At 55.2% G+C, this 14,367-nt stretch carries 12 protein-coding genes; 11 read left to right on the top strand and 1 reads right to left on the bottom strand.

Annotated elements, in window-relative coordinates; genetic code table 11:
* Positions 1-23: 23 nt before the first annotated feature.
* The gene (mraY, locus tag KO503_RS04730) at positions 24-1,106 is read left to right on the top strand and encodes a phospho-N-acetylmuramoyl-pentapeptide-transferase (RefSeq protein WP_215990414.1); all 1,083 of its coding nucleotides are present in this window, start codon (positions 24-26) and stop codon (positions 1,104-1,106) included.
* 245 nt (positions 1,107-1,351) lie between these two features.
* The gene (gene murD / locus KO503_RS04725; protein ID WP_215990413.1) at positions 1,352-2,749 is read left to right on the top strand and encodes a UDP-N-acetylmuramoyl-L-alanine--D-glutamate ligase; all 1,398 of its coding nucleotides are present in this window, start codon (positions 1,352-1,354) and stop codon (positions 2,747-2,749) included.
* A 4-nt stretch (positions 2,750-2,753) separates the two neighbouring features.
* On the opposite strand, the gene KO503_RS04720 is transcribed toward murD, so the two are convergent.
* Positions 2,754-3,686, bottom strand: coding sequence for an L-lactate dehydrogenase (locus tag KO503_RS04720; RefSeq protein ID WP_215990412.1), 933 nt, complete (start codon positions 3,684-3,686; stop codon positions 2,754-2,756).
* Positions 3,687-3,941: 255 nt separating this feature from the next.
* Here KO503_RS04720 and KO503_RS04715 point away from each other — a divergent pair, with 255 nt between their 5' ends.
* From KO503_RS04715 to ftsZ, 9 genes are all read left to right on the top strand, one after another.
* Positions 3,942-5,108: a peptidoglycan glycosyltransferase FtsW gene (locus tag KO503_RS04715; protein WP_215990411.1), complete on the top strand. Its 1,167-nt coding sequence runs from the start codon at positions 3,942-3,944 to the stop codon at positions 5,106-5,108.
* A gap of 24 nt (positions 5,109-5,132) precedes the next feature.
* Positions 5,133-6,224 (top strand): undecaprenyldiphospho-muramoylpentapeptide beta-N-acetylglucosaminyltransferase, encoded by a 1,092-nt coding sequence (gene murG / locus KO503_RS04710; RefSeq protein WP_215990410.1) that lies wholly within the window; start codon positions 5,133-5,135, stop codon positions 6,222-6,224.
* A gap of 52 nt (positions 6,225-6,276) precedes the next feature.
* Positions 6,277-7,680: a UDP-N-acetylmuramate--L-alanine ligase gene (gene murC, locus KO503_RS04705; RefSeq protein ID WP_215990409.1), complete on the top strand. Its 1,404-nt coding sequence runs from the start codon at positions 6,277-6,279 to the stop codon at positions 7,678-7,680.
* Positions 7,681-7,734: 54 nt separating this feature from the next.
* A complete protein-coding gene (locus tag KO503_RS04700) occupies positions 7,735-7,980 on the top strand; it encodes a DUF2484 family protein (protein ID WP_252730939.1) in 246 nt (81 codons plus the stop codon).
* A 12-nt stretch (positions 7,981-7,992) separates the two neighbouring features.
* Positions 7,993-8,244: a DUF2484 family protein gene (locus tag KO503_RS04695; protein WP_215990408.1), complete on the top strand. Its 252-nt coding sequence runs from the start codon at positions 7,993-7,995 to the stop codon at positions 8,242-8,244.
* Positions 8,245-8,292: 48 nt separating this feature from the next.
* Positions 8,293-9,243: a UDP-N-acetylmuramate dehydrogenase gene (gene murB / locus KO503_RS04690; protein WP_215990407.1), complete on the top strand. Its 951-nt coding sequence runs from the start codon at positions 8,293-8,295 to the stop codon at positions 9,241-9,243.
* 386 nt (positions 9,244-9,629) lie between these two features.
* Positions 9,630-10,592 carry a cell division protein FtsQ/DivIB gene (locus tag KO503_RS04685; protein ID WP_215990406.1) on the top strand — a complete coding sequence of 321 codons (963 nt, stop codon included), beginning with the start codon at positions 9,630-9,632 and terminating at the stop codon, positions 10,590-10,592.
* A gap of 16 nt (positions 10,593-10,608) precedes the next feature.
* Positions 10,609-11,940, top strand: a complete 1,332-nt coding sequence (ftsA, locus tag KO503_RS04680) for a cell division protein FtsA (RefSeq protein ID WP_215990405.1) — start codon at positions 10,609-10,611, stop codon at positions 11,938-11,940.
* Positions 11,941-12,409: 469 nt separating this feature from the next.
* Positions 12,410-14,074 (top strand): cell division protein FtsZ, encoded by a 1,665-nt coding sequence (gene ftsZ, locus KO503_RS04675; protein WP_215990404.1) that lies wholly within the window; start codon positions 12,410-12,412, stop codon positions 14,072-14,074.
* The last annotated feature ends 293 nt before the right edge of the window (positions 14,075-14,367 follow it).

The raw sequence follows: 14,367 nt of genomic DNA, 5'->3' as shown, positions 1-14,367 counted from the left end.
TAAACTTTAGGGATACAAAGCAGATGTTATATTGGTTGGCCGAACTGTCAGATGGTGGCGATTTCTTTAACTTGTTTCGCTATATCACCATGCGGGCGGGTGGAGCGTTTTTCACCGCTTTGATTTTCGGCTTTATCTTTGGTCGCCCTTTGATCGATTTGCTGCGCCGCCGCCAAGGCAAAGGCCAGCCCATTCGTGACGATGGCCCCGAAAGCCATTTCGCCAAAGCGGGCACGCCGACCATGGGCGGGCTGTTGATTTTGACCGCTTTGCTGACCTCTACCCTGCTTTGGGCACGACTTGATAACGGCTATGTCTGGCTGGTGCTGTTCGTCACCTTTGCTTACGGCGCGATTGGTTTCGCCGATGATTTCGCCAAGGTCTCAAAGGCCAATACCAAAGGCGTGTCGTCCAAAATTCGCCTGATCCTTGGCCTTGTGATCGCTGTGATCGCTGGCGTCTGGGCGTCTCTATTGCACCCCGAAGCGCTGACCAACCAGCTGGCTTTGCCTGTGTTTAAAGATGTGTTGATCAATATGTCATTTGCCTTCGTGCCCTTCGCTGTGATCGTGATCGTGGGCTCTGCCAATGCTGTGAACCTTACCGATGGTTTGGATGGTCTGGCCATCATGCCTGTGATGATCGCTGCTGGCACCTTGGGGGTGATCGCCTATGTTGTGGGGCGTGTGGATTACACCGAATACCTTGGCCTGCATTATGTGCCTGGCACCGGTGAGATTTTGATCTTTACCTCAGCACTGATTGGCGGAGGTCTTGGGTTCTTGTGGTACAACGCCCCGCCCGCAGCTGTGTTCATGGGGGATACAGGGTCTTTGGCGCTTGGCGGCGCTTTGGGGGCCATCGCTGTGGCGACCAAACACGAGATTGTTTTGGCCATCGTTGGCGGCTTGTTTGTGGTCGAAGCCCTGTCTGTGATCATCCAAGTCCTGTATTTCAAACGCACCGGAAAACGCGTGTTTCTAATGGCGCCGATCCACCACCATTACGAGAAAAAAGGTTGGGCGGAATCCACCATCGTCATCCGCTTTTGGATCATCTCTCTGGTGCTGGCGTTGATCGGCTTGGCGACACTGAAACTGCGTTGAGCTTACGCTTTTCATTTAGAACAAGATATGAGAGCCTTCACCCATTGGGTGAGGGCTTTTCTTTTAAAGCCTTTTAAAAAAACCGCAATGACGCTTTTCCCAAGGTTGATCTTGTCGGTGATTTGTTCGCAGCAGATTAAAGGTCGCGCTTGGTTCTTACGATGCGCAGTGAAATCAAATGATGTGCTCTTTCCATTTGCGCCCAGACCGTCGATGATGTGGCGAAAGAAATTGCGGGTGATACGATGATTCCAGTCTATGGATATGACGGACAGAATGTAGCTGTTTTGGGGCTTGGGCGGTCTGGCATGGCCACGGCACGCGCTTTGGTCGCGGGCGGCGCTGAGCCGATTTGCTGGGACGACAGTGTTGAGGCGCGGGAGGCTGCTGAGGCCGAGGGATATACTCTGCGCGACCTCAGCAAGCACGAGGCCTTTGACGGTATTGCAGCCCTTATCGTGTCTCCGGGGATCCCGCATCTCTACCCAGAGCCAAATAAAATCATCCAAGCCGCATGGATGGCGGGCGTGCCAGTGGACAATGACATAGGCTTGTTTTTCCGATCGTTTGGATCGGGTGAGTGGATGGACCATGACACGCCACCACGCATTATTACGGTGACGGGATCAAACGGTAAATCCACCACTTCGGCGCTGATTCACCATATTCTCACCGCTACGGGCACGCCTGCGCAATTGGCGGGCAATATCGGCCGTGGCGTGCTTGATCTCGACGAGCCGGAAGACGGCGAAGTGATCGTGCTTGAACTCTCAAGCTACCAGACAGATTTGGCGCGATCGATGACGCCTGATATTGCTGTATTCACCAACCTTTCCCCCGATCATCTGGATCGTCACGGCGGTATGGGCGGCTATTTCGCGGCCAAGCGGCGCTTGTTTGCTGAAGGCGGACCAGATCGCGCCATCATCGGCGTGGACGAGGTCGAGGGGCAATATATGGCCAATCAATTGGTCGATAGCTTTGCTGACGGGCGTTTGATCCGTATTTCCAGCGGACAAAAGCTTAAAGGCGCTGGCTGGAATATCTACGCGCACAAAGGGTTCTTGAGCGAGTGGCGCAAAGGGCGTCAGGCGGGATCAGTTGATCTGCGCGAGATCGCGGGGTTGCCCGGTGCGCATAACCATCAAAATGCCTGTGCCGCTTATGCTGCTTGCCGCGCGATCGGTACCTCGCCGAAATTGATTGCGGAAGCCTTGAACAGTTTCAAAGGTCTGCCGCATCGGTCGCAATTGGTTGGCGAAAAGGATGGTGTGCGTTTTGTGAATGATTCCAAAGCCACAAATGTCGATGCCGCGGCCAAGGCCTTGCAAGCGTTCAAATCGATCCGCTGGATTGCAGGCGGGATGGGCAAAGATGGTGGCATTGCTGAGCTGTCCGCGCATTTGGGCGCCGTGGCTAAGGCGTATTTGATCGGGTTTTCCGCCAAAGAGTTCGCGCTGCAATTGGGCGATACGCCTTACGAGCTGTGCGACACGATGGAGGTTGCCGTGGCCCGCGCAGCAGCTGAGGCACAAGCGGGGGACACGGTTTTGCTGGCGCCTGCGGCGGCGTCTTTTGATCAATATCCGAATTTCGAGAAACGCGGCGATGACTTCATCGCGCAGGTCGACGCGCTGTTGTAAAGGCTTAGAGTTTCAGCGCCACGTAGGTGTCTTTGAGCTTGCGCGCAGAGGCCGCAAGTGCGCTGTGTTCTGCCTTGTTCAGCTCGGGGAACACTTCCGTGTCTGCGCCGCGCGCGCCGACGATACGTGGAATCGATAGGGCGACAGTGTCAACGCCTTCAATCTTTGGTGTGACGCAAGATACGGACAGCACGGCTTGTTCATCGGTGGCAATCGCACGCACGATACGTTCCAGTCCTGCGCCGATCCCATACCATGTGGCGCCTTTGCCTTTTATGATGGTCTCAGCCGCACCGCGCACGCCGTCGTCAATCTGACACTTAATGTCGTCTGTCAAAGGCACGCCACGCTGGGCGGCAAAATCAGCAAGGGGCAAGGCGCCAACGCGGGCCGAACTCCACGCCAGAACTTCGCTGTCGCCATGTTCGCCCAACACATAAGAATGCACAGAACGCGCCGCGATCCCAAGGTGCAGGCCAAGCAGGTGGCGAAACCGTGCGCTGTCCAAAATGGTGCCTGAACCGATCACGCGGGAAGCAGGCAGGCCGCTAAGCTGTGTGGCGATCTGGGTCATGATGTCGACGGGATTGGACGCGATCAGCATAATGGTTTGGGGCGGGATCGGGCCGAGGTCTGACAGGATGGACCGGAACACATCTGCGTTGCGCGATAATAGATCAAGGCGGCTTTCTCCGGGTTTCTGTCCGACGCCTGCGGCCAAGATGATCACATCGGCCCCATGTAGGGCTGCGTAATCGCCAGCCGAGACCCGCGTGGCGGATGAAAACGGCACGGCATGTGCGATGTCTTGCGCCTGTGCACGGGCAAGATTAGGGTTTTGGTCAACAAAAATAATGTCGTTGGCTGTGCCTTTCAATGCGATGGCGTAACCTGCGGCCGAGCCGACCATGCCTGCGCCGATGATGCCGATTTTCATAGTGATTGCCTCATACCGATTGTCCCTATGGATGTGATGTGTTGCACCAACTTTTATTATGTCGTGCCTCGTTGGCAATGACACGGATCAAGGGGGCTCAGGGGGCTGATCATGACTGTGAAGGGCGCGATCGGCTGAACATCGCCCGCAAAACAGGCAAGATGCAATCTATTGTAGCAAAACACGCCAAAGCCCGCTAGGTTGTTCGCATAGATCCGCAAAAGCGGACAAAGGCAGTAGAGGCATAGGCATCCCATGACAGAAATGGTGTATGGTTCCATTCCCGCACGGGAAGGGGAGCCGGTTCTTCCACGTTGGTGGCGCACGATCGACAAATGGACGCTTTCTTGCGTGTTCATGTTGTTTGGTATCGGCATTTTGCTGGGCTTGGCGGCCTCTCCGCCCTTGGCTGAGAAAAACAATCTTCCGTATTTTTATTTTGTACAGCGCCAAGTTTTCTTTGGATTTATTGCGCTGAGCACCATGATTTTCGTGACTATGATGGACCCGCATAAGGTGCGGCGTTTGGCAGTTGTAGGCTTTGTCGGGGCGTTCATTGCTTTGGCTTTGCTGCCGTTTCTTGGCACTGATTTTGGCAAAGGGGCTATGCGCTGGTATTCGTTCGGGTTCGCTTCTGTGCAGCCGTCCGAATTTTTGAAGCCTGCCTTTGTGATCACCTCGGCTTGGTTGATCGCCGCAGCGTTAGAGGTCGGTGGCCCGCCTGGACGCTTGTATTCCTTTATGTTGACCGCAGTCATTGTGGTGATGCTGGCTTTGCAGCCCGATTTCGGTCAGGCCTGTTTGGTACTGTTTAGCTGGGGTGTCATGTATTTCGTCGGCGGCGCGCCTTTGTTCTTACTGATCGGCTTGGCCGCTTTGGTCGTGTTCGGCGGCACGCTGGCTTATAATGGCTCAGAGCACTTTGCGCGGCGTATTGATGGGTTTTTGAACCCTGACATCGATCCGACCACGCAGATCGGTTATGCCACAAACGCGATCCGCGAGGGTGGTTTTTTCGGCGTTGGCGTGGGCGAGGGGACCGTGAAATGGTCATTGCCCGATGCGCATACTGATTTCATCATCGCTGTGGCTGCCGAAGAATACGGGACGATTTTGGTGATCGCGATTATTGCGCTTTACGCAACGATCACTGTGCGGTCCTTATGGCGTTTGCTGCGTGAACGTGATCCGTTTATCCGTCTGGCAGGCACGGGGTTGGCCTGTGCCTTTGGTGTACAAGCATTCATCAACATGGGCGTTGCTGTGCGGCTTTTGCCGGCCAAAGGCATGACCTTGCCGTTTGTGTCCTATGGTGGCTCATCCGTGATCGCATCTGGTATTGCCCTTGGCGCGCTTTTGGCGTTTACCCGCACGCGCCCCCAAGGTGAGATCGGCGATTTGTTGATCCGCCGCGGGCGCTAAGGTGACGCTTTGAAAGGGACTGTTATGTCTGGCCATTCTTCACTTGTCGTGATCGCTGCTGGCGGCACAGGCGGGCATATGTTTCCTGCGCAATCTTTGGCCGAAGTGCTTCTGGCTCAAGGTTGGCGTGTGAAGCTGACGACCGATCCGCGCGGCGCGCGCTATGCGGGCGGCTTTCCCGAAGCTGTCGAGATCGAGGTTTTGACCTCAGGCACGTTCGCGCGTGGTGGGATCTTGGCCAAGTTGGGTGTGCCGTTCAAAATCGCGGGCGGCGTTCTGGGCGCTATGGTCAAGTTTCGCAAAGACCGCCCCAATGTGGTGATCGGTTTTGGCGGCTATCCGGCTATTCCGTCTGTGGCAGCGGCGACCTTGATGAAATTGCCGCGGATGATCCACGAGCAAAATGGCGTTTTGGGGCGTGTGAATACAGTGTTCGCCCCCAAGGTTGCGCAAGTTGCTTGCGGCGTCTGGCCGACGGATTTGCCCGACGGGTCGCGGGGCGTGCACGTTGGTAACCCTGTGCGCGGTGCTGTGTTGGAACGCGCTGGCGCATCTTATATTCCACCCGGCGATTACCCGATGGAAATCTTGGTTTTGGGCGGCTCTCAAGGCGCTCGGATCACGTCAGACGTGGTGCCCGAGGCGATTACAAACTTGCCCGAACATATTCGCAAACACCTGCGGGTTAGCCAACAAGCGCGGCCCGAAGATGTGGAACGGGTCGAGCAGCATTATATGCAGCACGGTATGTCAGCGGATATCAGACCCTTTTTTGACGATGTTCCCAATCGCATGGCCGAAGCGCAGTTGGTAATCGCGCGCTCTGGTGCTTCAACCGTTGCAGATATTTCCGTTATCGGACGTCCTTCTATTTTGATCCCGTTTGCCGCAGCTACGGGCGATCACCAAACCGCCAATGCGCGAGGGTTGGTGAATGCAGGCGCTGCAATTATGATCCCTGAAAGCCAGTTGACGGCTGCGAGCCTGACCGAACAAATTGCTTTGGTTTTTGACAATGCAGACGGGGCCTCCAGCATGAGCCAAGCGGCTTTGTCAGTTGGCAAGCCCGAGGCAGCATATGAATTGGCAGAGCTTGTAACACAGCTTGCCCAGTAATTTTACAAGCGACCCCCACAAGAGCCGCACTGAGACAGAAGAGAGATACGATATGAACGCATCCGCAACCAAGCTGCCCACCGAAATGGGACCCATCCACTTTGTTGGCATCGGCGGTATCGGTATGTCGGGGATCGCAGAAGTGCTGTTGAATCACGGGTATACGGTGCAGGGATCGGATTTGAAGGGCTCGAAGATCACCAAACGTCTGGAAGAATTGGGCGCAAAGGTCTTTGTCGGGCAGCGTGCTGAAAACCTAGAGGGCGCGGCTGTTGTGGTGATTTCATCCGCGATCAAACCGGGCAATCCTGAATTGGACACAGCGCGTCTGACGGGCTTGCCTGTTGTACGCCGCGCTGAAATGCTGGCCGAATTGATGCGACTGAAATCCAACATCGCTGTTGCGGGCACCCATGGTAAGACGACGACGACCACGATGGTTGCTGCGCTTTTGGATCAGGGCGGCATTGATCCCACGGTGATCAACGGCGGCATCATTCACGCCTATGGGTCTAACGCCCGCGTTGGGGCCAGTGATTGGATGGTTGTCGAGGCGGACGAGAGTGACGGCACGTTCAACCGTCTGCCTGCGACCATCGCGATTGTCACCAATATAGATCCTGAGCACATGGAACATTGGGGCGATTTTGATACGCTGCGCCAAGGCTTTTTGGATTTCGTGTCCAACATTCCGTTTTACGGTCTGGCCGTGTGCTGCACCGATCATCCCGAGGTGCAAACACTGGTGGGCAAAATCACTGACCGCCGCGTTGTGACTTTTGGCTTCAATGCCCAAGCCGATGTACGTGCGATCAACTTGACCTATAAAAAGGGTGTGGCGCATTTTGATATCGCGCTGCAGCAAGATGATATCGTGATCAAGGACTGCAGCCTGCCGATGCCAGGCGATCACAACGTGTCCAACGCTTTGGCGGCTGTGGCTGTGGCGCGTCATTTGGGGATGAAGCCAGATGAAATCCGCGAAGCCTTGGCAAACTTTGGCGGCGTGAATCGCCGCTTTACCCGTGTGGGCGAAGTGGGTGGTGTGACTATTATTGATGACTATGGTCACCATCCTGTGGAAATTGCAGCCGTCCTCAAAGCCGCACGTCAAGCCACCGAAGGCCGCGTGATTGCCGTGCATCAACCGCACCGGTTCAGCCGTTTGCATTCACTGTTCGAGGATTTCTGCACCTGCTTCAACGAGGCAGATGTGGTCGGCATTGCCGATATTTTCTCGGCGGGCGAAGATCCGATTGAGGGGGCTGGCCGTGATGATCTGGTTGCAGGGCTGATCCGCCACGGGCATCGTCATGCACGAACAGTGACCTCTGAGGAAGACTTGGAACGTCTGGTGCGCGAACAAGCCCGCGACGGCGATATGGTTGTTTGCCTTGGGGCGGGTACGATTTCGACTTGGGCTTACGGTCTGGCCGAACGCCTTGCCAAGACCTAGGGTGAATTTCGTAAGTTTTGGTGAGCGCCATTATGACGCCTTTGGAGCAATCCATTGACCTCAATCACCGCGATGTGCATTTGGGCGCTTGCCACCATGGGGCTTGCACCGTTACCAATTAAGTACCAGATTCTGCCTGGGGTGGGGCTTTTGCTCGTCTTGCCCGTGCTTTTGATCTGGCTGGGGCGCGATTATGGCGCGCTGCCGGTTGTTGTTTGTATTTTTGCTGCTGTGTCTATGTTTCGCAAGCCGTTGATGGCCCTTGCCTTGGGCTTGAAACGTTGGATCACTCGGACCTGAACAGAGGTGCTTATGACGCTATCCCTTATCCTTGCTTGCCTTTGGGCGATCGTGGCGAATGTCATCGCCATGCTGCCGTCTCGCACGTCCCATTGGCGCGCAGCTTATGTTTTGATCGCGGTTGGGGTTCCCATTTTGGGCTTTGTTACCTATGAAAACGGCCCATGGGTTGGGCTGGTCGTTTTGGCAGCGGGGGCGTCTGTTTTGCGGTGGCCATTGCGGTATTTGGCGCGCTGGATCAAGGCAAAGCTTACCCAATTCTAATTCTGGCAAAGGCCTGACCTCATCGGGCCTTAACGATAAGGCGTTTTTATGAACCTCCCTGATGTGCGCGGCACTTTGACCGAAAACCGTCCTTTGGCTGATTTGACGTGGTTGCGTGTGGGCGGGCCTGCGGATGCTTTGTTTCAACCTGCCGATATTGAGGATCTGCAAGCGTTTTTGAAAGAACTCGACAAGGATATCAGTATTTTCCCAATGGGGGTCGGGTCGAACTTGATCGTGCGCGATGGCGGCATTCGGGCGGTCGTGATCCGCATGGGGCGCGGCTTTAATGGTATTTCATTTGATGGCAACCTGATCACGGCTGGCGTGGCCGCCTTGGATGCGCATGTGGCGCGCAAGGCCGCTGCTCAGGGGCTGGATTTGACGTTTTTGCGTACTATTCCTGGGGCCATTGGCGGCGCGATACGCATGAACGCGGGCTGTTACGGGTCTTATGTCGCGGATCATTTTGTATCTGCGAAAGCGGTCACGCGCAGGGGCGAGATCGTCACGCTCACCGCCGATGATTTGAATTTCGAATATCGTGGTTCAACCTTGCCTGAGGGTTGGGTTTTGATCGAAGCGACATTTAAGGCAGGCCGCGGTGATGCTACGGAGCTTGAGGCGCGGATGCAGGCCCAGCTCAAAAAACGCGACGAGACGCAGCCCACCAAAGATCGTTCTGCGGGGTCGACCTTTCGCAACCCCGCTGGATTTTCCTCAACAGGGCAGGCGGATGATGTGCATGACTTGAAGGCATGGAAGGTCATCGATGATGCGGGACTGCGTGGTTTTTCCATCGGTGGCGCACAAATGAGCCCGATGCATTCTAACTTTATGATCAACACCGGTGACGCCACTGCGCATGATTTGGAAAGCCTTGGCGAAGAGGTGCGAAGAAAAGTGTTTCAAAACTCTGGCCTTACGCTAAGATGGGAAATTAAGCGCATCGGAGAATTTTTAGGCAAACCTGTTGTCAGCGGGTGCTCCACTGGTTAAACGATTCGCAAGACCTCTTTGCAATGAGGTGATTTGGGCTTAGCCCTTAAGAGATAAGTATAAATTGAACCGCAAAAGGTTCAAAAAAGCACAGGGACCAACAAGGTTCCGGAGTATGAGGCACTTGTGGGTATGTCGAGCAGGACACCCCGAAAAGTGGCGGTATCGATTGACGTGGCTTCGCTTGAACGCGAGGCATCGTTGTCGTCGTGGCGTATTGGCGCTGCCGCGCTTAGGGGTATAGTGAGCAAAGATGTCGGTTTAGGCACAGTCGCATTGCTGTGTCAGCGGATTTGTGTCGCCTATACCGTTTATGTTGTATCGCGACTGCTCTTGTCGGTCTTTGCATTGCCGCAGCCTCAGTCATTATTGTCGGAGGTCAAGTGATGCGTCCTGTAGATCCATTGACCTTTGCCAAACCTGCATCTGCCGGAGGGTCCGTCCGCGTATCCGAGGCTGTGGCGCGGGTGATCCGAGCGCGCACAGGCACAAGCGAAAGTGCCGTACCGCGCCCACGTGATCCAGCACCCTCCCGTGCAGCCTATAAGATGAGCCGCTTGTGGTTGACCCCGTCGTTTCGCTTTGCGATGCGCAAATTGGCACCCCTTGCGGTTGTTTTGGCTGTCGTCGGGGTTTGGGTCTCCAATGAGGACAACCGCCAAATCATCGCCGACCAATATGATGTGATGAAAGCTGAGCTGCAAAACCGCCCTGAGTTTATGGTCAAGATGATGGCGATCGATGGCGCCTCCCCCGATTTGTCTGCCGACATTCGCGAAGTGGCCCCTGTCGATTTTCCGATTTCCTCATTTGATCTCGACCTGAACGGCATGCTTGATCAGATCGAAGGTCTAGATGCCGTTGCGAATGTTGGCCTGCGTGTCCGCGCAGGCGGGATCTTGCAGGTGGATATCACCGAGCGCGTACCCTCCGTTGTATGGCGTGGTCCGCAAGGGCTTGAGCTTCTTGATGTTGATGGACATCGGGTTTCCGCATTGGTCTCTCGCTTGGATCGCCCTGATTTGCCGCTGATCGCAGGCGAGGGGGCTGAGCGCGAAGTGGCCCAAGCGTTGGGTCTGCTCAAAGCAGCCGAGCCTTTGATGGACCGGATCCGTGGCATCGTGCGAGTCGGCGAGCGTCGTTGGGATATCATTTTGGCCAACGACCAAGTCATTATGCTGCCAGAGACCAATCCTTTTGCTGCGCTGGCCCAAGTGATTGCCTTGGATCAAGCCCAAGATCTTTTGGCGCGCGATGTGCGTGCTGTCGATATGCGTAACCCCGACCGGCACACCTTGCGGATTTCAGACGCCGCACGTGATGAATTCCGCCGTCTTCAAGGGCTATAACCGGAGTGTTTTTACAATGACCGATCTTTACTCTGCTCAACGCGCCATGCGCAATATGCGCAAAGCGGCTATCCAACGCGGTGTCATCGCTATTCTGGACGTGGGCACATCAAAGATTGCCTGTCTTGTCTTGCGCTTTGATGGTGACAAATTCATTGGGGCTGACGGTGTTGGTTCGCTAGCAGGTCAGTCAGGATTTCGGGTGATTGGGGCCGCGACAACGCGGTCACGCGGTGTGAAATTTGGCGAAATTGACGCCATGGGTGAAACAGAACGCGCCATTCGGACCGCCGTGCAAGCCGCGCAGAAAATGGCGCAGACCCGTGTGGATCATGTGATCGCCTGTTTCTCTGGGGGCGCACCGCGCTCTTATGGCTTGGCGGGGCAGGTTGATCTCGACGGTGACTCTGTATCAGAACAAGATGTGGCGCGGGTTTTGGCCTCTAGCGATGTGCCAGATTACGGTGCGCATCGCGAGGTCATCCATGCGCAGCCGGTGAACTTTGCGTTGGATCACCGCTCAGGCATGGCTGATCCACGTGGTCAGATCGGGTCCACTTTGGCGGTTGATATGCACATGTTGACTGTCGATACGGCGACGATCCAGAACCTTTTGTATTGTATCAAGCGTTGCGATCTTGAGGTGGCGGGCATTGCATCCTCTGCTTATATGGCGGGCGTGTCGGCTTTGGTTGAAGACGAACAAGAGCTGGGCGCGGCCTGTGTCGATCTTGGTGGCGGAGCCTCGGATGTGTCGATCTTTATGAAGAAACACATGATATATGCCGATTCCGTGCGTATGGGGGGGGATCAAGTGACCTCTGATATTGCGATGGGGCTGCAAATTCCAAACGCGACGGCGGAGCGGATCAAGACCTTTTATGGTGGCGTTGTTGCCACTGGTATGGATGATCGCGAAATGATTGAGATTGGCGGCGACAGCGGCGATTGGGAGCGTGACCGTCGCACTGTGTCACGTGCAGAACTTATCGGCATCATCCGTCCGCGGGTTGAAGAAATTCTTGAAGGCGTGCGCGATTGTTTGGATGCGGCTGGGTTTGAACATCTGCCAAGCCAACAGATCGTTTTGACAGGGGGCGCAAGCCAGATCCCTGGTCTTGATGGGTTGGCGCCGAAAATTCTGGGGCAACAGGTGCGTATTGGTCGGCCTTTGCGCGTCCAAGGCCTGCCACAGGCAGCAACGGGCGCGGCTTTTGCCTCTGCCGTTGGACTATGCCTTTTTGCGGCGAACCCGCAAGATGAATGGTGGGACTTTGAAATTCCGGCTGAGCGCTATCCTGCGCGATCATTAAAGCGTGCTGTGCGTTGGTTCAAAGAGAATTGGTAAGGCTGTAGCAACTGATTTGTGAAGAAAACGCGTGTGAAATGGGTTTGCACCTGTGCTTTTTCGAATTAAAGTTATGTGGAGAAGCGCGCCGAAAGGCATAGATCAGAGAATCGTAACGATCAAGATCATTCGCTTCGCGTCAGGCACCGAGCAGTGTTTTGGCAAGAATGTTAACGTTTGCGGGGTTTTTGCCTCCGACTTCGTCGCGAGCGCCTCTTGCGGCTAGGCTATTTTGGTGTGAGCGCCCCCAAATATGGAGGGGTGCGCAAAATACCGCCTAACTTTATGTAATAATCTACCACATTTTGTGTCTCGATTGTGTTTTTTGGGTGACGCCGCCGTCGAAAACCCATAGAATGAAGCGTGAATAGGTAAGATTTGTCCGGCGTAATGTTGGGCAGGGACAGTAAATGGGCAAGTGTGTAGGACAGCGCGCTGCCTCGTAAACAGATAAAACAGGCGGTAGATCATGGCTTTGAACCTCACGATGCCCGAGCGGGAAGAGTTGAAACCTCGTATCACAGTGTTTGGCGTCGGTGGCGCCGGTGGTAACGCGGTCAACAACATGATCGAAAAGGAATTGGAAGGCGTTGAATTCGTTGTTGCGAATACTGACGCGCAGGCTTTGCAGCATTCCAACGCCGCCGCAAAAATCCAAATCGGTATTAAAGTGACCGAAGGTCTCGGTGCTGGCGCACGCCCCACGGTTGGTGCCGCCGCCGCTGAAGAAAGCATCGAAGCCATCGTGGACCACCTTGCTGGTGCGCACATGTGTTTCATCACTGCCGGTATGGGCGGTGGCACTGGGACCGGTGCAGCCCCAATTATCGCGCAAGCCGCGCGTGAGTTGGGCGTTTTGACCGTTGGTGTTGTCACTAAGCCGTTCCAGTTTGAAGGCAACAAACGGATGCGCCAAGCGGATGAAGGCGTCGAAGCGTTGCAAAAGATGGTCGATACATTGATCATCATTCCGAACCAAAACCTGTTCCGTCTTGCCAATGAGAAAACGACATTCACCGATGCTTTCTCGATGGCTGATGATGTCTTGTATCAAGGCGTGAAGGGTGTGACCGATTTGATGGTACGCCCCGGTCTGATCAACCTCGACTTTGCAGATGTTCGCGCCGTGATGGACGAGATGGGCAAAGCCATGATGGGCACAGGCGAGGCAGAAGGCGAAGATCGCGCGATCCAAGCGGCAGAAAAAGCCATCGCAAACCCATTGCTCGACGAGATGTCATTGATGGGCGCCAAAGGCGTTTTGATCAACATCACTGGTGGCGACGATTTGACCTTGTTCGAACTCGACGAAGCCGCCAACCGCATTCGCGAAGAAGTCGATCCAGAAGCCAACATCATCGTCGGCTCTACAATGGATCCATCCTTGGGTGGCAAAATGCGTGTGTCTGTTGTGGCCACAGGTATCGATGCGGCGCCAACTTCTGCTGATGTTCCAACTCCACGTCGTCGTCTGGCGGAGCCTCTTGCACCTGCGGCAGCTATTGCCGCTGTCGAAGCTGCTCCAGCACCTGTTGCACAGCCAGAGCCGCAAGATGCACCAGTTCAACAGCAAGCGCCTGCACAACCCACTTTGGATGTTTTTGACGCTCATGCTGCTGCGGCAGAAGAACAAGCGGAAGAGCTGTTCGATACCGCCGATGAAATGCCTGCGCCCGCCTATCAGCCGCGTCCAGAGCCGACCTATCAGCCCTCCATGCATGAACCTGAAGCGGATTCCTATGTTGCGCCGCGCGCACCATCTGCGGGCACGCCGTCGCCCGAGGCGATGTCACGTTTGCAAGCGGCTGTGTCTAAGCGTCCAGAAGCGCCAATGCACCGTCAACCGCAGCAGCCTCAGGTCCAACATCCTGGTCCGCAATCGCGCAGCTTTGGTGCGCCTGAGCAACCCAAGCAGGGCCGTTTTGGTATCAACTCTTTGATCGGTCGTATGACCGGAAATGGTGCAGAAGACGCACAAGCTGAACAGCCGCGTCATGCCGCGCCAGCGTCACGTCAGGCGGCACAACCGAGCCGTCAGCCGCAGGTGCATCAGTCATACGACGAAGATCAGGATCCAAATCCTGAACAAGAAAAGATTGAAATTCCAGCGTTCCTGCGTCGTCAGGCAAACTGATAATTCACACTCTGCGCTTGGGTTTCCTAGCGTAAGGTGATCACAATCTTTGTTTGGTAGAATAAGAAAAGGCCGGTTTTCTCCGGCCTTTTTGTTGTTTATCAGGCACTTGCCGCGCTGCGGCGCATGTGTGCGCGGCTTGTCGCCCGTGGGGTAGGGGTTATGTTACATTTCGTTACAAAGATTGAGTTGAGTGGTCGCGCAAACATGCTTACCCAAGTCTCAACAAGTTTTGCTGTATCTGTGCGCGTCGATTTGACGGGCTAGCAGCAAACAGACCAAAGATTGAGGCA

Source organism: Pacificibacter marinus (genome assembly GCF_018860505.1).
Lineage (GTDB): Bacteria > Pseudomonadota > Alphaproteobacteria > Rhodobacterales > Rhodobacteraceae > Celeribacter > Celeribacter marinus_B.
This window is presented reverse-complemented; position numbering and strand designations above follow the sequence as displayed.